Annotated in this window: 18 protein-coding genes and 1 tRNA gene; 10 read left to right on the forward strand and 9 right to left on the reverse strand. The window is 64.0% G+C overall.

Annotation, left to right across the window (positions count from 1 at the left end):
* The first annotated feature begins 47 nt into the window (after nucleotides 1–47).
* The 3 genes from MN188_RS02160 to MN188_RS02170 all read left to right on the forward strand — a co-directional run bounded on the left by MN188_RS02160 (nucleotide 48) and on the right by MN188_RS02170 (nucleotide 4,367).
* Nucleotides 48–1,367, forward strand: a complete 1,320-nt coding sequence (locus MN188_RS02160) for an ATP-binding protein (protein ID WP_242105504.1) — start codon at nucleotides 48–50, stop codon at nucleotides 1,365–1,367.
* An 18-nt stretch (nucleotides 1,368–1,385) separates the two neighbouring features.
* Entirely contained in the window at nucleotides 1,386–1,847 is a 462-nt protein-coding gene (locus MN188_RS02165) for a MaoC family dehydratase (protein ID WP_338023226.1), read from the forward strand.
* 81 nt (nucleotides 1,848–1,928) lie between these two features.
* Nucleotides 1,929–4,367, forward strand: coding sequence for a heavy metal translocating P-type ATPase (locus tag MN188_RS02170; RefSeq protein ID WP_242105515.1), 2,439 nt, complete (start codon nucleotides 1,929–1,931; stop codon nucleotides 4,365–4,367).
* A 14-nt stretch (nucleotides 4,368–4,381) separates the two neighbouring features.
* On the opposite strand, the gene MN188_RS02175 is transcribed toward MN188_RS02170, so the two are convergent.
* A tRNA-Ile gene (locus tag MN188_RS02175) sits at nucleotides 4,382–4,458 on the reverse strand.
* 128 nt (nucleotides 4,459–4,586) lie between these two features.
* On the opposite strand from MN188_RS02175, the gene MN188_RS02180 reads away from it, so the two are divergent.
* Together MN188_RS02180 and MN188_RS02185 are read left to right on the forward strand one after the other, a co-directional pair.
* Nucleotides 4,587–4,814 (forward strand): hypothetical protein, encoded by a 228-nt coding sequence (locus tag MN188_RS02180; protein WP_242105517.1) that lies wholly within the window; start codon nucleotides 4,587–4,589, stop codon nucleotides 4,812–4,814.
* 30 nt (nucleotides 4,815–4,844) lie between these two features.
* On the forward strand, nucleotides 4,845–5,072 hold the full coding sequence (locus MN188_RS02185) for a hypothetical protein (protein ID WP_242105519.1): 228 nt from the start codon (nucleotides 4,845–4,847) through the stop codon (nucleotides 5,070–5,072).
* Here MN188_RS02185 and MN188_RS02190 read toward each other — a convergent pair.
* Nucleotides 5,069–5,983: a sterol desaturase family protein gene (locus MN188_RS02190; protein ID WP_242105528.1), complete on the reverse strand. Its 915-nt coding sequence runs from the start codon at nucleotides 5,981–5,983 to the stop codon at nucleotides 5,069–5,071. The two genes, MN188_RS02185 and MN188_RS02190, sit on opposite strands and share 4 nt — an antisense overlap.
* Nucleotides 5,984–6,082: 99 nt before the next feature.
* Between MN188_RS02190 and purM the strand changes: the two genes are divergently transcribed.
* The 3 genes from purM (at nucleotide 6,083) to rnd (ending at nucleotide 8,951) form a co-directional block, all read left to right on the forward strand.
* Nucleotides 6,083–7,132: a phosphoribosylformylglycinamidine cyclo-ligase gene (gene purM, locus MN188_RS02195; protein ID WP_242105530.1), complete on the forward strand. Its 1,050-nt coding sequence runs from the start codon at nucleotides 6,083–6,085 to the stop codon at nucleotides 7,130–7,132.
* A complete protein-coding gene (gene purN, locus MN188_RS02200; RefSeq protein ID WP_289052984.1) occupies nucleotides 7,129–7,719 on the forward strand; it encodes a phosphoribosylglycinamide formyltransferase in 591 nt (196 codons plus the stop codon). Before purM ends, purN begins: the two co-directional genes overlap by 4 nt.
* 71 nt (nucleotides 7,720–7,790) lie before the next feature.
* Entirely contained in the window at nucleotides 7,791–8,951 is a 1,161-nt protein-coding gene (gene rnd / locus MN188_RS02205; protein WP_242105532.1) for a ribonuclease D, read from the forward strand.
* 31 nt (nucleotides 8,952–8,982) lie between these two features.
* Here the strand turns inward: rnd and MN188_RS02210 are convergent, their stop codons facing one another.
* Nucleotides 8,983–9,441: a hypothetical protein gene (locus tag MN188_RS02210; RefSeq protein WP_242105533.1), complete on the reverse strand. Its 459-nt coding sequence runs from the start codon at nucleotides 9,439–9,441 to the stop codon at nucleotides 8,983–8,985.
* A gap of 124 nt (nucleotides 9,442–9,565) precedes the next feature.
* On the opposite strand from MN188_RS02210, the gene MN188_RS02215 reads away from it, so the two are divergent.
* Entirely contained in the window at nucleotides 9,566–9,976 is a 411-nt protein-coding gene (locus MN188_RS02215; protein ID WP_242105535.1) for a SufE family protein, read from the forward strand.
* A 3-nt stretch (nucleotides 9,977–9,979) separates the two neighbouring features.
* Here MN188_RS02215 and MN188_RS02220 read toward each other — a convergent pair whose 3' ends face one another.
* From MN188_RS02220 to MN188_RS02230, 3 genes are all read right to left on the reverse strand, one after another.
* Complete coding sequence (locus tag MN188_RS02220; protein WP_242105536.1) at nucleotides 9,980–10,594, reverse strand: DUF1638 domain-containing protein; 615 nt, start codon at nucleotides 10,592–10,594, stop codon at nucleotides 9,980–9,982.
* Entirely contained in the window at nucleotides 10,591–10,779 is a 189-nt protein-coding gene (locus MN188_RS02225) for a hypothetical protein (RefSeq protein WP_242105539.1), read from the reverse strand. The genes MN188_RS02220 and MN188_RS02225 overlap by 4 nt, the downstream gene beginning before the upstream one ends.
* A gap of 80 nt (nucleotides 10,780–10,859) precedes the next feature.
* A complete protein-coding gene (locus MN188_RS02230; RefSeq protein WP_242105541.1) occupies nucleotides 10,860–11,558 on the reverse strand; it encodes a corrinoid protein in 699 nt (232 codons plus the stop codon).
* 157 nt (nucleotides 11,559–11,715) lie between these two features.
* On the opposite strand from MN188_RS02230, the gene MN188_RS02235 reads away from it, so the two are divergent.
* Nucleotides 11,716–12,801 (forward strand): PA0069 family radical SAM protein, encoded by a 1,086-nt coding sequence (locus tag MN188_RS02235; protein ID WP_242105543.1) that lies wholly within the window; start codon nucleotides 11,716–11,718, stop codon nucleotides 12,799–12,801.
* Nucleotides 12,802–12,857: 56 nt separating this feature from the next.
* Here the strand turns inward: MN188_RS02235 and bmt are convergent, their stop codons facing one another.
* The 3 genes from bmt to MN188_RS02250 form a co-directional block, all read right to left on the reverse strand.
* The gene (bmt, locus tag MN188_RS02240; RefSeq protein WP_242105544.1) at nucleotides 12,858–13,868 is read right to left on the reverse strand and encodes a betaine--homocysteine S-methyltransferase; all 1,011 of its coding nucleotides are present in this window, start codon (nucleotides 13,866–13,868) and stop codon (nucleotides 12,858–12,860) included.
* A gap of 86 nt (nucleotides 13,869–13,954) precedes the next feature.
* Entirely contained in the window at nucleotides 13,955–15,874 is a 1,920-nt protein-coding gene (locus MN188_RS02245; RefSeq protein ID WP_242105553.1) for a phosphatidylglycerol lysyltransferase domain-containing protein, read from the reverse strand.
* A gap of 163 nt (nucleotides 15,875–16,037) precedes the next feature.
* Nucleotides 16,038–16,352: a DUF1476 domain-containing protein gene (locus tag MN188_RS02250; protein ID WP_242105554.1), complete on the reverse strand. Its 315-nt coding sequence runs from the start codon at nucleotides 16,350–16,352 to the stop codon at nucleotides 16,038–16,040.
* Nucleotides 16,353–16,505: the final 153 nt, after the last annotated feature.

The raw sequence follows: 16,505 nt of genomic DNA on the forward strand, positions 1-16,505 counted from the left end.
GTTTGCGGGGTGTTGGCAAGGCACCGTCTGCACCATAGGGTCGGCGCATGTTCTGGAGCTGGCTCAAACAATTCCTACCGCGTGGCCTTTATGGCCGGGCAGCGATGATTCTCATCGTGCCGGTGGTGTCGATTCAATTGTTCGTGTCGGTCGTGTTCGTCCAGCGGCATTTTAACGGAATTACGGTGCGGATGACGGCAGCTGTTGTCTCCGAGTTGGACTACCTGACCCGGCAGGTGAATGCAGCGCCGGATGTCGAGGCGGCAAACACAACGATCGCAGCCTTGTTGGAGGCGCTTTCGCTGCGGGTGGATTTGCCCGGTGAGGGGCCAGACGAGGACGCGAAGTGGCTTTCCGATTTTACCGGGGGGTTGGTCACCCGGCTATTGCGGGAGGGCGTGGATGGGGTGCAGGCGGTCGACCTGCGTACTTTGGGCCTGGTTGTGATGTCCATCCACACCAAGCACGGTCCGATGGTGTTGGAGCTGAAACGCGCGCGGGTGTCAGCCTCGGCGCCACACCAGCTTTTGGTTTTGATGGTGGTGGCGGGTCTTCTTTTGACAATTGTGTCCTATCTGTTTTTGCGCAATCAGTTGAAGCCGATCCGGCGGCTGGCGTTAGCCTCCGAGGCGTTCGGAAAGGGGCAGGTGGTGCCCTATAAGCTGGCCGGTGCCACCGAAGTACGGTCGGCCGGGAAAGCGTTCCTGGACATGCGTGGACGGATAGAACGGCAGATGGAGCAACGCACGTTGATGTTGTCGGGGGTCAGCCACGACCTGCGCACACCGCTGACCCGGATGCGGTTGGAGCTGTCGCTGCTGGACGAAGGTGAAGCGCGCGCGGCGCTGGAGCGCGACGTGGCGGACATGGAGCGGCTGGTGGACGAGTTTCTGAGTTTTGCCCGCTCGGACGCCTTGGAAGGTGAACCCGAGATGGTGGACCCGTTGGCTTTGGCTCGCGATCTGGCCGAAAACGCTGCGCGGGCCGGGCAAGTGGTGTCGCTGGGACGGATGGCCAATGTCGGTCCGATGCCGATGCGTCCTGGACCCGTGGCACGGGCGGTGGAGAACTTGTTAAGCAACGCCAACCGATATGGCTCGGACGTGCGGTTATCGGTGATCACTGGCCGGCGCGACCTGCGGTTCGTTGTTGAGGATGACGGGCCGGGCATTGCGCCTGCCGACCGGGATCAGGCAGTGAAACCCTTTGCCCGGCTAGATGCGGCGCGCAACCAGGACCGGGGCACCGGTGTGGGCCTGGGTCTGGCCATCGCCGATGATATCGCACGCGGACACGGCGGGCGGCTGAAACTTGGGGTAAGCGAGGATCTGGGCGGGCTGAAGGCCGAACTGATCCTTGTGCGCTGATGGGGCAGGGGGATGAAAATGACACCTGAGACGCTAATAGACAGCATCGGTGATGAAATCGGCCTGTCGCGCTGGTTCACTCTGGAGCAGGCGCGCATCGACGCCTTTGCCGACGTGACCGAGGATGACCAGTTCATCCACACCGACCCCGCACGCGCTGCGCAAACGCCCTTTGGCGGCCCGATCGCGCATGGCTTTCTGACCCTGTCGATGTTGTCGGCGATGACCTATGACGCGCTGCCGCCGCTTGCGGGTGAGGCGATGGGTGTGAACTATGGCTTTGACCGCATCCGGTTCGTAAGCCCCGTGCCGGCGGGCGCGCGCATCCGGGCCCGGTTTACCTTGGTCACGGCGCGACCGGTCGGTGACGCGGCCTGGGAGCTGGGGATCGACGTTGTGGTCGAGATCGACGGGCAGGTACGCCCCGCCCTGGTGGCCCATTGGCTGCAACGACGGCTGATGACCGCGCGGGACAGCTGAGGTGGTGAAACATGTGACAGGTGCCGGGCTATGCTGTATCCGGTCCCCTCAGACAACAGCGAACAGACCCGGGAACCGACCATGACACACAGCGTCCTGCTTCAGGTTGACGGAATGTCCTGCGCGTCCTGCGTCGGGCGTGTCGAAAAGGCGTTGGCCGCCACCGATGGGGTTACCCGCGCGCAGGTAAACCTGGCCGGGGAAACGGCGCAGGTGAATTTCGCGGCCCCTGCCGATCTGCCCGGCCTTGTCGCGGTGCTGGACAAAGCGCGCTACCCGGTTGTCACCGGCGACGCGGTGCTGGAGGTCGAGGCGATGTCCTGTGCCTCCTGTGTGGGGCGGGTTGAGCGGGTTCTGGCAGCAGCACCGGGGGTGATTTCCGCCTCGGTGAACCTGGCCTCGGAAACTGCGCAGGTTCGCTTTGCCGTCGGGGCGACGGATGCGGGCACGCTGGCGCATCTGATCACCGCCAAGGGCTATCCGGCGCGGGTGCGCGATACAGATGCGCCGAACACGGACCGTAAGGCCCAAGAGGCGACGCGGCTGGGCTGGCTCGCGCTGATCGCGGCACTGCTGGCGCTGCCGGTCTTCGTGTTAGAGATGGGCGGGCATCTGGTGCCGACATTCCACCATTGGGTGGCGCGGGTGATCGGCAGCCACAACAGCCACCTGATCCAGTTCACTCTGACCGCCGCGATCCTGTTGGGGCCGGGGCGAAGGTTTTTCACCAAGGGCTATCCACTGCTGGTCAAAGGCGCGCCGGACATGAATTCCTTGGTCGCGCTGGGAACTTCGGCGGCCTTCGGGTTCTCCACCCTTGCGACCTTCGCGCCGGGATGGCTGCCGCGCGGCACAGCGAATGTCTATTTCGAAAGTGCGGCGGTGATCGTGGTCCTGATCCTGATCGGACGCTGGCTTGAGGCACGGGCCAAGGGCCGCACCGGGCAGGCGATCCGAGGGCTGATCAAGCTTCAACCGAAACAGGCGCGGGTGGACCGCGACGGCTTGGCGCGCGATCTGCCGATCGACCAGGTGGTGCTTGGCGACATCGTGCAGCTGCGCCCTGGTGAACGGGTGCCGGTGGATGGCGAGGTTCTGACCGGCCAGTCGCACGTGGACGAAAGCATGATCACGGGTGAGCCGATCCCGGTTCAGAAAGCCCCCGGTGCAGCCCTTGTGGGCGGCACGGTGAACGGGCAGGGCGCCTTGACCTTTCGCGCCACGCGGGTGGGGGGTGACACGATGTTGGCGCAGATCATCCGCTTGGTGGAGCAGGCCCAAGGCGCCAAACTGCCCATTCAAAGCCTGGTGGACCGGATCACCGCTTGGTTCGTCCCGACGGTTCTGGTGGCCGCGGTGGTGACGATCCTGGCCTGGCTTGCGCTTGGTCCCAGCCCCGCGCTGGGCCATGCGCTGGTGGCCGGGGTGGCGGTTCTGATCATCGCCTGCCCCTGCGCGATGGGGCTGGCCACGCCGACCTCGATCATGGTGGGCATTGGCCGCGCGGCGGAACTGGGTGTGTTGTTTCGCAAAGGCGACGCGCTTCAGGCACTGCAGGGCGTGCGCGTGGTGGCACTGGACAAGACCGGGACGCTGACCCAGGGCCGCCCGGCACTGACCGATCTGCACCCGGCGGGCGGGGTGGACCGTGAGCGTATCCTGACCCTTGTGGCCGCCGCTGAGACCGGGTCCGAGCATCCGATTGCCACGGCAATGGTAAATGCCGCGCCCGACGATCTGCCCCCGGCCACAGAGATTAAGGCCATTCCCGGTTTCGGTCTGTCCGCGCAGGTCGACGGCCACGCGGTGCTGATCGGCGCCGAACGCCTGATGCAGCGCGAAGGTATCGAAACCGGCCCCTTGGGTGCGGTTGCCGCAGGGTTTGCGGCGCAGGGCAAGACGCCGGTCTTCGCTGCCCTTGATGGGGCGCTGGCCGCGGTTCTGGCCGTGTCCGACCCGGTGAAACCCAGCACGCCCGCCGCGATCCGCGCCTTGCACGACCTGGGGCTGCATGTGGCGATGATCACTGGCGACGCGCGGGCCACGGCCGATGCCATCGCCGCCGAGTTGGGCATCGACACCGTGGTGGCCGAGGTTCTGCCACGCGGCAAGGTTGAGGCGCTGGAGGCGCTGTCCGCCCAGGGGGCCCTGGCCTTTGTCGGCGACGGCATCAACGACGCCCCGGCGCTGGCGCATGCGGATGTGGGCATTGCCATCGGCACCGGCACCGACGTGGCGATCGAGGCCGCCGACGTGGTGCTCATGTCGGGCGATCTGACCGGGGTCGTCACCGCTTTTGATCTGTCACGCCGCACCTTGCGCAACATCCGGCAGAACCTGTTCTGGGCGTTCGGCTATAACGTGGTGCTGATCCCGGTCGCCGCCGGGCTGCTGTATCCGCTGTTTTCCGTGCTGCTGTCGCCGATGCTGGCGGCGGGCGCGATGGCGCTGTCGTCGGTCTTCGTGTTGTCGAACGCGCTGCGCCTGCGCTGGGTCAAACCGGTCGATATGACGACCTGAATCGGGGGGCGGTGTGGTAGGCCCGGCAGGACTTGAACCCGCAACCAAAGCGTTATGAGCGCTCTGCTCTAACCAATTGAGCTACAGGCCCGCCTGAGAAGGGAAGTAGCACGATGAGGAGTGTCGTCAAGGGTGCAGGCCCGGACGGCAATGACAAACTGGACAGGGTGTGCGCCTTTCGCCTAGGCTCAGGGTATCGTGGGCTTGGGAGGGACTGGGATGCGACGCATTTTTCTGAGCAGTGTTGTTGTGATCGGGTTGGCGGTGACGCCGGCCCATGCGCTTGCCCCACCCGCGCCTGAGCGCAACTCGGGGCTTTTGATTGCCGCTGCTGTCGTGCTTTTGATCGCGGTGATTGCGGGGACGCAGAAGGGCGGCAACATGTCGACAATGGGTACCTCGTCGGCGGATGCGTCCGGGGACAGCGACGTGGTGATGGATTTCTGAACGACACTTTTTCCAATGAGGGATGGGACTATGAAGAGACTTTTAATCAGCGCGGTAATGGCCGCCACACTTGCCGCCGCACCGGCGCAGGCCGGGGTCACAGTGTCTGGCGACAACAAAGGCGCGTTGATCGGGGCCGCGCTTGTGCTGTTGTTCGTGGCGGTCGTTAGCGGCAGCGGTGGGCCTGCCACCATGTCGTCCAAAGGGACGGCCGCAGCCGACAGCGCGGACGACAACGATGTGGTGATGGACTTCTAGCGCCATCGCCGGGGCATCATGCGCCGGATCGGGAGCCACAAGGTGGTTCCAAGCGAATGGGTCATGAGCGGCGCGTCTTCGGGGTCGCTCAGCCCGATCTGCGGTGGAGCTTCGCCGCGCGAAAGGCGCAGCGTGCCAAACGCCCAATCCCACAAAGCCAGAATCTGACCGTAATTCCGGTTGTAATGATCCGGTGCAATCGAATGGTGAATCTGGTGCTGGGCCGGGGAAATGAAGATATGCTCCAACCAGACGGGAAACCTGATCCACAGATGTGAGTGATGGAAATTTGCCAGTGTCAGGTTGGCCAGGACAATGAAGGCATTGATGCCTGCGATCTGGGTCATCACCGTGTCGGGGGCCAGGCGCCCGATCAGCACCCCCTGCAAAGCGCCCAGAACCGATGACTGCAAGGCCGCGGTCACGAAATAGGACAGCGGATGCTGGCGATAGGCGGTCAGCGGGGTTAGAACCTCGGCGCTGTGATGCACGGCATGAAGTGGCCAGATCACCCGCACCTGATGGTGCAGCCGATGCGCCCAATACACTGCGAAATCCGACATCAGCCAAATCGCCAGCGCCAATACGACAGGGGACAAGACGCCGGCGCTGGCCCCTGTGTCCCCAGTCAGTCCCGCCACCCAGCCGGCAATCAGCACCGTCAACGACACCCGGCCCACCACGCCGGTGAACACGACAACGCGGCCGATGGCGAACAGCGCCAGATCCAGCTTATGTGACTTGTGGCGATAGATTTCACGCGGGAGCAGCCAGCGCCAGAAGCCGCCGCGACCACGCTGCCACCGATATAGGATCCAGGCGATCAGAACCGTCGCACCAAGGTATTCCGGTGCGACCGCAACGTCGCTGCCGAAAAAGCTGACATAGAGCTGAGGGAGCCAGTCCAACATGGCGGAAGCCTTTCGGTTTCCGACCACCGTGTCAATGCGATGAGTTGCCAAAAGCGGGGGCATGGTCTATCGCAACCGCAAAGCTTTGCGGGGGACGATATGAGCGACGGCAAGAACGGCATCACCTATGCGGATGCGGGCGTGGACATCGACGCGGGCAATGCCCTGGTTGAGCGGATCAAACCTGCGGCAAAGCGCACCAATCGCCCCGGCGTGATGGCCGGTCTGGGCGGGTTCGGCGCGTTGTTCGACCTCAAGGCAGCCGGATACAAGGACCCGATCCTGGTGGGCGCGACAGACGGCGTCGGCACCAAGCTGCGGATCGCGATCGACACCGGAAACGTGGACACGATCGGCATTGATCTGGTCGCCATGTGCGTGAACGATCTGGTCTGTCAGGGCGCCGAGCCCTTGTTTTTCCTTGACTATTTCGCGACGGGCAAGCTGGAAAGCGATCAGGCCGCGCGCATCATCGAAGGCATCGCCGAAGGCTGCATTCGGTCCAATTGTGCGCTGATCGGTGGCGAAACCGCCGAAATGCCAGGCATGTATGACGCCGGTGACTTCGACCTTGCGGGCTTTTCCGTCGGCGCGATGGAGCGCGGCGTGGACTTGCCCAAGGGCGTGAAGGCGGGCGATGTCCTGCTGGGTCTCGCCTCGGACGGGGTGCATTCCAACGGCTATTCGCTGGTGCGTAAGCTGGTCGAGGTTTCGGGCCTTGGCTGGGATGCGACCTGCCCGTGGGACGGCGACATGACGCTGGGCGCGGCCCTTCTGGCCCCCACGCGGCTGTATGTGAAACAGACGCTCGCCGCGATCCGCGCGGGCGGTGTGCATGGCTTGGCCCACATCACCGGCGGCGGCCTGACCGAAAACCTGCCGCGCGTTTTGCCCGATGGGCTGGGCGCGCTGGTCGATCTGGACAGCTATGAGCTGCCCGGCGTGTTCAAATGGTTGGCGGAAACCGGCGGCATGGCCGAGGCCGAGTTGCTGAAAACCTTCAACGCTGGTCAGGGCATGGTTTTGGTGGTCGATGAGCGTCAAGCCAGCGCGATCACCGCGCTGCTCACGGGCGAGGGCGAAACCGTGACCAAGCTGGGTCGCGTGGTTGACGGCGAGGGCGTGCAATACTTGGGCAGCCTTCTGTGAAACGCGTCGCCATTCTGATTTCCGGCGGCGGGTCCAACATGGTCTCGCTGGTCGACAGCATGGTGGGAGAGCATCCCGGACGCCCCTGCCTGGTTCTGTCGAACGTGCCGGGGGCAGGGGGGCTGGAGAAGGCAAAGGCGCGGGGCATTGCAACCGCAGTGGTCGATCACAAACCCTTCGGGCGTGATCGCGACGGGTTCGAGGCCGCGCTGAACACCGTTCTGGAACAGGCACAGCCCGACGTGATCTGCCTGGCCGGATTCATGCGGGTTCTGACCGAGGGATTTACCGCCAAATGGGCCGGTAAGGTGTTGAATATACACCCGTCCTTGCTGCCGAAATACAAAGGCCTGAACACCCATGCCCGCGCGATCGCGGCCGGTGACGCGCTGGCCGGGTGCAGTGTGCATGAGGTCACCGCCGAACTGGATGGCGGCCCCATTCTGGGTCAGGCACAGGTGGAGATCCGGCCCGATGACACAGCGGACGCCCTGGCCGCCCGCGTGCTGCCGCTCGAACACAAGCTTTACCCAGCTGTGCTGGAACGCTTCCTTCAGGGCGACCACCGTCCCATCACCCTGCCGTGACCCTTTTCTTTCGCGGCATTTCGCACTACACCCGGTGAACGCCAAACCGGGCGCGAGCAGAAAGACATCGCATGATCACGATCACCACCACTGAAGCCCTTGCTGATTTTTGCACGCGGGCGGCCTCACACCCTTATGTGACGGTCGATACCGAGTTTCTGCGCGAACGCACCTATTACTCGAAATTGTGCCTTGTGCAGATGGCGGTGCCGGGCGATGCGCCCGAGGACGCGGTTCTGATCGACCCGCTGGTTGACGGGTTGTCGCTGGAGCCGATGTATGAGCTGTTTCGCGATGAAAGCGTGGTGAAAGTGTTTCACGCGGCCCGTCAGGATCTTGAGATCTTCTTTGTCGAAGCGGACGTGTTCCCGACCCCGCTGTTTGACACCCAGGTGGCCGCGATGGTTTGCGGTTTCGGCGATCAGGTCGGCTATGAAACCCTGGTGCGCAAGATCTGCAAGGCGCCGCTGGACAAATCCTCGCGCTTTACCGATTGGTCGCGCCGTCCGCTGACGGATGCGCAGAAGACCTATGCGATTGGCGACGTGACGCACCTGCGAGTGATCTATGAAACGCTGGCGCAGGAGCTGGAAAACTCTGGCCGCGCGCGCTGGGTGCAGGAAGAGCTGCAGGTTCTGACCAACCCGAGCACCTATATCATCGAACCGGGAGAGGCTTACAAGCGCTTGAAGACGCGCACGAATTCCGGACGCTTCCTGGCCATCGCGCGTGAACTTGCGCGGTTTCGCGAAGGCTATGCCCAAGGGCGCAACGTGCCGCGCAACCGGGTGATGAAGGATGATGCGCTGATGGAGCTTGCCTCGACCAAGCCTGGCAACATGCAGGATCTTGGCCGCTCGCGCCTGTTGTTGCGCGAAGCCCGGCGCGGTGAGATCGCCGAGGGCATCCTGGCCGCCGTGGCCGCCGGGCTTGAAACCAATCCCGAGGACATGCCGAAACCGGTCGTCACCGGGCGTGAAAAGCTTCAGGTCAACCCGGCGCTGGCCGATCTGTTGCGGGTGCTGTTGAAGGCGCGTTGCGAGCAGGAAAAGGTGGCGCAGAAGCTGATCGCCTCGGCCGCCGATCTGGACGCGCTGGCAGCGGGAAAACGCGATGTTCCGGCGCTGACGGGCTGGCGGGCAGAGGTGTTCGGAAACGACGCTGTGCGACTGTGCGAAGGCAAGCTTGCGCTGGCGGCCAAAGGTCAGAACGTGCGTGTGATCGAAGTTTAATCTCGACCCGCGACCTACAGATTTACCGCAATTAACGACGCACGGACCGGCTGTTTTGTGCACCCAGAACGCGGATGCTTGTCACCCCGCGCAGCTTCACGTTCGACACGAAATGCCCGACGATGACCTGGCGTGAATAGGGTGTGCCTTCGCGGGTTAGCGCGTAAGGTTCGGCGATACGGAACGTATAGGTGAGAACGCCGTTCTCGGGTTTGTCGTTGGTGTCAGACACCAGTTCGCCGGCCCAATAACCCTGCCGCGGCGGTAGGCCGACGGCGCGAATGATCACGCCCCCCGACGCCTTTTCGACCCGCAGATCGGTCACTTGGGACACCACTTCGCGGGTCTCGGTTTCGGACAGAAAACCGCCCTCGGGGATCAGTGCCACTTCGTTGTCGCTGCCGCGCGCCCAGTTGGCCGGGTTGAACCGGCTGCCACAGGCGGCAAGGCCAAGCACCAAGGTCAAAAGTAGAACAGATCGCAGCGTCATGAAAAATCCCCCCGGGTCGTGTTCATGAGTTAGCCCAAAGCGCGCGATTTGAAAAGCGCTTCCTGCGGGCTGGACGTTTTGGGCGGGGGCGCCTAGGTGAAGGGAACGATAGACGGAGAGACAGATGGCCACCGAAGCGTTTGAAGACATTGTCGGCGATTTCGAATTCCTGGAAGACTGGGAGGCGCGCTATGCTCATGTGATCGACCTGGGTCGCGCGATGGCGCCGTTGGAGGACGCGTTCAAGGTGCAAGTCACCAAGGTCGATGGCTGTGCCAGCCAGGTCTGGCTATTGCCCGAGATCGCGGACGGCGCATTCCATTTCCGCGGTGACAGCGACGCGATGATTGTGCGCGGTCTGATAGCGGTGCTGCACGCGCTTTACGACGGCGTTCCGGTGGCGCAGGTGTGCCAGATTGATGCGGCTGCGGAAATGGCGCGGCTGGGGCTGAACGATCACCTGTCCGCGCAACGCTCGAACGGGCTGCGCGCGATGGTCGAGCGAATTCGCAAGCACGCTACCGAGGCAGTTTGACCCTTAGCCCAGGTCAGCCAGAGCGGTCGCCAGGTCGCCGTAGCCGGTGAAGCGCCGCTCATATGTCAGGCCCAGCCGTTTCGCCGCCGCCTGCGCCATCTCGTCCAGCGCCGGATCATTCGTCTGCGCCTGATAGACCAGCCGTGTGTAATGCGCGAAATACATGTCGCGCAGTTCCGGGTGACGATCCAACCCCAGCGGTTTGATCACGAAGGCGTCGAACTGCCGGGTCAGGAAATCGGTCAGGTAGAAGACGTCGATCTCCCCGTCCGCCCGCTGCTCAAAAGCCTCGTTGCCTTCGAAAAAGCTATAACAATGCGGCCCGCGGATCATCTCGACCCCCAAACGGTCACACAAGGTCTGAAGCCGCCCGCCTGTGCCACAATCAGCATACGCAACGAAGATCTGTTCATAAGCATCCCGGTGCTTTTCCACGGCCTGTTCAACGGCACCCGGGATGTGGTCCGGCGTGTTGTGCAGGTTGGCGGGCAGGCAGGTCAGGTCCAGATGGTCCCAGCCGTTGGTCTGGGTCAGGGCCAGGATCTCGTGCGCCAGCGCACCGCAGGCCAGTATCAGGATGCGCCCCTTGCCGGGCGTGGTGGCGTCTGAATGATTCATTCATCCCCCCCCCGATTGGTCAGCGCGCGCAGGGCGATCGAGGCCAGCATGACAAGGGGTAAAAGCGCCATCGCGGTCTGCCCGTTCAGGTTGCCGGATGAAGCCGCCATAGCACCCACCCATACGGTCAGCGCGGCGCACAGGATCACCAACATGATCAGAAAGACAAAGCGTTGTGTCGACATGGGTGCAATGTGGGGTTCGGTGCGGCAAAAGAAAAGGCCCCGCGCGATGCAGGGCCTTTTGTGATCGTGTGATCAAGGTCTTAGCCTGCCAGCTGGTTGTGCTTGCGGGCCATGTATTCCTTGGCGGTCTCCACCGCGACGGCCGCATCGCGGCAATAGCTGTCGGCGCCGATCGCCTTGCCGAACTCTTCGTTCAGCGGCGCGCCGCCGACAAGAACGGTATAATCGTCGCGAATGCCCTTTTCGACCATCGTGTCGATCACGACCTTCATGTAAGGCATCGTGGTGGTCAAAAGCGCGGACATGCCCAGAATGTCGGGCTGTTCGCTCTCGAGCGCGTCCAGGTAAGCCTCGACCGCGTTGTTGATGCCAAGATCAACCACTTCAAAACCCGCGCCTTCCATCATCATCGACACAAGGTTCTTGCCGATGTCGTGGATGTCGCCTTTCACGGTGCCGATTACCATCTTGCCCATACGCGGGGCGCCGGTTTCGGCAAGCAGCGGTTTGAGGATCGCCATACCGCCCTTCATCGCGTTGGCGGCCAGCAGCACTTCGGGCACGAACAGGATGCCGTCGCGGAAATCCTTGCCGACGATGGTCATGCCGGCAACCAGCGCTGTGGTCAAAACGTCATAGGGTTCCCAGCCGCGTTCCAGCAGGATGTTGACCGCTTCTTCGATCTCTTCTTTCAGACCGTCATACAGGTCGTCATGCATCTGAAGCGTCAGCTCTTCGTCATTCAGTTCGCTCAGGATGATATCGTCTTCGTCAGACATGGATCGACTCCGGCTGGGGCGTTGTTACGCGTGTTTCCCCATTCTTGCGGGGAAAGACAAGCGCGCGATAGGCAATTTGCGACATGGGGGTTTCTTGAACCGACTCCGATGCAGGTTTTGGTTGGTAAGTGTTCCCTGTATGTTCTAGTGTGGCAGCATGACGCAAGAAAACCGCAAGCCCTTCGCGCCGCAGCACCCGCGAGGGCGGGCGGCGCGATCGAACCTGGCGGGGCGATTCGAACCTTACCAGGTCGAGAGCGTCGATGATGGCTGGGAGGGGGCCGAGGGGGCACCGCTGCGCACTGAGGTGGCGATAGAACGGCCGCGCCGGGTGATCACGCGCAATGCCTCGCCCGACCTTGGGTTCGACCGGTCGCTGAACCCGTATCGGGGCTGTGAACACGGCTGTATCTACTGCTTTGCCCGGCCCAGCCACGCCTACCTCGGCTTGTCGCCGGGGTTGGATTTTGAAACCCGGTTGATTGCCCGGCCCACCGCGCCGGATCGGCTGCGAGAAGAGCTGTCGCGCCCGCGCTACCAGGTGGCGCCGCTGGCGATTGGCACCAATACCGACCCCTATCAGCCGATTGAGCGGACGCATCGGGTGATGCGTGGCGTGTTACAGGTGCTGTCGGAATTTCACCACCCGGTCGGCGTGGTCACCAAGGGCACGTTGATCGAGCGGGATCTGGACCTTCTGGGGGCGATGGCGCAGGCCGGATTGGCCAAGGTTGGCGTGTCGATTACTACCCTGGACCCGGTGGTGTCGCGGGCAATGGAACCACGTGTGCCAAGCCCGGTGCGCCGTTTGAAGATGATCGAGCGGCTGGCCCGGGCTGGCGTGTCGGTGCGCGTGATGGTGGCGCCGGTCGTGCCCGGCCTGACGGATCACGAGGTCGAGGCGATCGTGGCCGCCGCCCGAGACGCCGGTGCACAGGCGGCAAGCTATATCCTGTTGCGCCTGCCGGTCGAGGTGGCGCCGCTGTTCACAGAATGGCTTGAAGCGGCCTTTCCCGACCGGGCCAGCCGGGTGATGGGACGGCTGCGCGAGATGCGTGGTGGGGCGGACTACGACGCCACATTCGGGACGCGCATGGTCGGGCAGGGGGAATTTGCCGCGCTGTTGGCGAGGCGCTTTGCCGTGGCCTGCAAACGGGCAGGGCTGTCTCGTGACCTGCCGGATCTGCGCCGGGATCTGTTTCGAGTGCCGCCGAGAGCGGGCGATCAATTGTCGCTGTTCTAAGTTGCCCCCTTTGCCACCGCGCGCGTGGGGCTGAGGGGCGGTTGGGCCGGGGTCCGTCAGCCGCGCCGGCGGCGGGTGCGGCGGGCTTGCGGTGCGTCGTCGCCGGTGCCGTCCGAGGCCGAGGAAAAGCCGCCAAGGGCTTCGGTGATCTGCTCCAGTGTCGGGCGCGGGCCGGTCGGGCGGGTTTCCAGCGCATGGCGCATGGCGCGCAGGTGCTCGGGCGTGGTGCCGCAGCAGCCACCGATGATGCGCGCGCCGCAATCGCGGGCCAGCACGGCGTAGTCGCCCATCAGTGCGGGCGTGCCATCATAATGGATGTGGCCATCGTGGTATTTCGGGATCCCGGCGTTGCCCTTGGCAATGATTGGCCGTTCGGTGCCCTGGGCGGCAAAGCCCAGCACGGTGCGCAAAAGGTCCGATGCCCCCACGCCGCAATTTGCCCCGAAGGCGATCGGTGGGTTAGGCAGGCCTTCGACCGTCCGCGCCATGTCGGCCGAGGTCACGCCCATCATGGTGCGCCCGGCGGTGTCAAAGCTCATCGTGCCGCACCAAGGCATGCCAGCCAGCGCGGCGGCTTCACCAGCGGCCTTGTATTCCTCAGGCGCCGAAATGGTTTCGACCCAAAGCACATCCGCGCCGCCCTCTTTCAGCCCCTCGGCCTGTTCGTGGAACATCTCGACCGCGCCAGCGTATGTCAGCGACCCCATCGGCTCCATGATCTCACCGGTCGGCCCCACCGAGCCCGCCACGACAACCGGGCGCCCGGCTTTGTCTGCGACCTCGCGCCCCAGTTCGGCGGCGACGCGGTTCAATTCACGCACCCGTCCCTGGGCGTCATGCAGTTTCAGCCGCGAGGCATTGCCGCCGAAGCTGTTGGTCAGAAAGATGTCGCTGCCAGCTTCGACCGCTCCGCGATACAGCGCGCGGATGTTGTCCGGTTCGTCCACGTTCCACAATTCGGGCGCGTCGCCCGATGTCAGCCCCATGTTGAACAGCGTGGTGCCGGTGGCGCCATCAGCCATCAGCCAGTCATTTTCGTTCAAAAGCCGGGTCAGAGCATCGGTCATCTGGGCACCTTCAGGTTGAGACACGCGTTTGGCAGGCTACCTGCCACGGATCGGGATCGGGTGCAAACCCAATGCCTGCATGAAGATCATGAGCCGCGGCGCGTGCCCTGGCTGCGGTCGGGCCGGGCGATTTCTCGGCAAATGTCCCAGGCGCCCAAGACCAGGCCGGCGCGGTTTGGCGCGGCCAGGTACAGCACCTCCCAATTGGAGGCAAAACAGCTTTTGAACTGGCGCAGCCCGCCGGCGCCGCTGATCCGGTCCAGCCCGTCGCGCAGGTGGTGGAACAGCGCGGGTTCGTGGCCCTGTTTGCCCAACGGCACGGCAGCCAGCGACAGGCGCGGACACCCTTTGCGGGCGGCAGCCTTGATCGCGACTGTCAACAGCAAGTGCATGGTGCCATCGGGTGCATCCGCGCGCCCGCGCATCAGGTCCAGCGTCTGTTCGGATGCGTTCGAATGCAGGGTCAGAAAACCAACCAGTTGACCGTTCCGGCGCGCCAGAAAAACGCGCGACCAGGGCAGGGTGGCCGGGTCCCAGGTGCCCATCGAAAAGCCACGTTCGCCGCCGCGAGACCGGTTCCAGTCACGCGCGATGTCGGCCATGTCCGACAGTGGCAGGTGGCCGGTCGCCTCGGCTACGATCACACCCGCGCCCTCGGCCTTGCGCAACTTGCGGCGCAGTTGGCGGCGTGATGATCCTTCAAGGCTGAAGCTTGCGGGGTTCAACCAGGCCTCGCGCACCACGGGGAGGGTGGCCCAGCCCGCGCGTCGCGCCGTCGCGGCCAGCCGGGCGCCGCATTTGTACAGAATGGGGCTGCGGAACTGGAGATTTGCGCTGTTTCCGAGATGCGCCAACAGCTTTGTGCCATCGACTTCGCGCCGCAGCGGGTCCGCCAGCAGGATCAGGCTTTGTCCGGAAGCCGCAACCATGGCATCGGGGCGTCCTCTTGGATCGGTCAGCAGCGACAGGCGCCCGTGGCGCAGCAGGGCGGCTTCGGCGCGCGGAGCGTTCAGTAGCACCTGGTCCAGTTGTGGCGTCAGACCGGGGGCGGAAACCATCTGTTGGACGGTTTGCAGTGCCGGATCTTGCACATTGTTGCGGATCGGTCCGCGAATGACGACGGCGGCCCCCAGAAGGGCGGGAAGGGCGTAATAGGCGGCGCGAAAGGCAAGGATGGCGGCCAGTACCGGTTCGTGGTCGGTGTGAGGCAAAAGCGCCAGCAGTGTAACTTCGAACGGGCCAACGCCACCAGGCGTTCCAGAAACGAGCCCCGCGCCCAGGGCCAACAGGAAGGCCGCGATCAGCGTGACAGGGGCAATCGACAGTCCTTCGGGCAGCAGCACCCACAGCGCGGCGCCGGCGGCGATGGTGTCGATGAAGGCCAGCGTGACGATGGCGGCCATAGCCGGCAAGGTGGGTAGGTTCAGCCGGTCCAGTGCGGCAGGCCGGATCACCGACAGCGCGACAAAAAGCGCGGCGGCTACGAGCACGACAAGCGCCAACGGTGTGGCGCCAGGCACGGGTAGAGGTACCAGAAGAACTGCCAGGGCGGCCACTACGGCCCATCCGGCCAGGAAAGTCACGGCCACAGTGGCGGAAATGCGTATGGCTTGCAGCAGGCTGACCTCTGGCAACATGCGCCAGCGCACCAACGCGCCGGAAATCACGCCAAAGCCAACGGTCTGCGCCACCGCGATCGAGGCGACGCCGGCCTTGCGGGCCATGGGCGTGGGGGTAGAGGTGCCAATCAGCCGGTGCACCACGCCGTCATACCGCCCGACCGCCCAGAAACTGACGGCCGTCAGGGCAAGCGCCAGCCCCCATTGCAGCGGTCCGACGGTGCGAACCCCTGCGCCAATCGAGGTGAAGTCGAGCGCCTGAACGCGATCCCACATCAGCCAGACCAGCACCAGGGCGATCCCCAGCGGCGGGACTTGGCGTGCGGCCAGCCTGCGCAGATCGACGCTTTTCGCCTGCACGCCGGTCTCGTTGTCGGAATGGTCCATGGCACCCTCGTCTCAATAACCCCGGTGCAGTGTTGCCGTGGCATCGCAAAGAGCGGGTTAACAGATCAAATTGTCCTGAAAGAACGCTTGCGCCCTAGCGCAGCGGGGCGCTCCAATGGAACGCCCCGGATTTGGTCAGGTCTGGTGTGAAAAGGGCCGGGTTTCAGCCTTCGTTCATCAGCTGGCCCTTGGCGGTGGCCAGGAATTCGGCGCGTTTGGCGCGGATCTTGTCTGCGTCGGATTTATCGCCCAGGTCAGCGGCAACCTTGCGCACGACGTCTTCGTGTCCGGCCTCTTCGAAATCCGCGTGGATCACCGCGCGGATATAGCCGTCCATCTCGGCCTCGGGTTTGCCCAGAAGCTCCCCGGCCCACTGCGCCAGCAGCTTGTTGGCGCGTGCTTCGGCCTTGAAGGTCATTTCTTCGTCATGGGCGAACTTGGCTTCAAAGGCGCTTTCGCGATCGTCAAAGGTGGTCATGGGTACTTCCTCGGTCGTATCTGGAGTGTCCGTTGCCCCCGATATGCCAATCCCGGCGCCATCCCGCAACCCCGCTAGCGCTCGCAAAGCGCAGCAAAGCGACTTTCTTGCCCCTTTTCGGCCTTTCCCGTATAGGGCGGGCATGGCGGGAGT

Origin of the sequence: Aliiroseovarius subalbicans, from assembly GCF_022678625.1 — a bacterium.
Lineage (GTDB): Bacteria > Pseudomonadota > Alphaproteobacteria > Rhodobacterales > Rhodobacteraceae > Aliiroseovarius_A > Aliiroseovarius_A subalbicans.

Coding starts and splice junctions, on each gene's coding strand:
- MN188_RS02185 (WP_242105519.1), top strand. CDS start 4,845: ATGAAGAGACTTTTAATCAGCGCGGTAATGGCCGCCACACTTGCCGCC.
- MN188_RS02230 (WP_242105541.1), bottom strand. CDS start 11,558: ATGTCTGACGAAGACGATATCATCCTGAGCGAACTGAATGACGAAGAG.
- MN188_RS02250 (WP_242105554.1), bottom strand. CDS start 16,352: ATGACCACCTTTGACGATCGCGAAAGCGCCTTTGAAGCCAAGTTCGCC.
- rnd (WP_242105532.1), top strand. CDS start 7,791: ATGATCACGATCACCACCACTGAAGCCCTTGCTGATTTTTGCACGCGG.
- MN188_RS02225 (WP_242105539.1), bottom strand. CDS start 10,779: ATGTCGACACAACGCTTTGTCTTTCTGATCATGTTGGTGATCCTGTGC.
- MN188_RS02180 (WP_242105517.1), top strand. CDS start 4,587: ATGCGACGCATTTTTCTGAGCAGTGTTGTTGTGATCGGGTTGGCGGTG.
- purM (WP_242105530.1), top strand. CDS start 6,083: ATGAGCGACGGCAAGAACGGCATCACCTATGCGGATGCGGGCGTGGAC.
- MN188_RS02210 (WP_242105533.1), bottom strand. CDS start 9,441: ATGACGCTGCGATCTGTTCTACTTTTGACCTTGGTGCTTGGCCTTGCC.
- MN188_RS02170 (WP_242105515.1), top strand. CDS start 1,929: ATGACACACAGCGTCCTGCTTCAGGTTGACGGAATGTCCTGCGCGTCC.
- bmt (WP_242105544.1), bottom strand. CDS start 13,868: ATGACCGATGCTCTGACCCGGCTTTTGAACGAAAATGACTGGCTGATG.
- MN188_RS02160 (WP_242105504.1), top strand. CDS start 48: ATGTTCTGGAGCTGGCTCAAACAATTCCTACCGCGTGGCCTTTATGGC.
- MN188_RS02190 (WP_242105528.1), bottom strand. CDS start 5,983: ATGTTGGACTGGCTCCCTCAGCTCTATGTCAGCTTTTTCGGCAGCGAC.
- MN188_RS02165 (WP_338023226.1), top strand. CDS start 1,386: ATGACACCTGAGACGCTAATAGACAGCATCGGTGATGAAATCGGCCTG.
- MN188_RS02215 (WP_242105535.1), top strand. CDS start 9,566: ATGGCCACCGAAGCGTTTGAAGACATTGTCGGCGATTTCGAATTCCTG.
- MN188_RS02245 (WP_242105553.1), bottom strand. CDS start 15,874: ATGGACCATTCCGACAACGAGACCGGCGTGCAGGCGAAAAGCGTCGAT.
- MN188_RS02220 (WP_242105536.1), bottom strand. CDS start 10,594: ATGAATCATTCAGACGCCACCACGCCCGGCAAGGGGCGCATCCTGATA.
- MN188_RS02235 (WP_242105543.1), top strand. CDS start 11,716: ATGACGCAAGAAAACCGCAAGCCCTTCGCGCCGCAGCACCCGCGAGGG.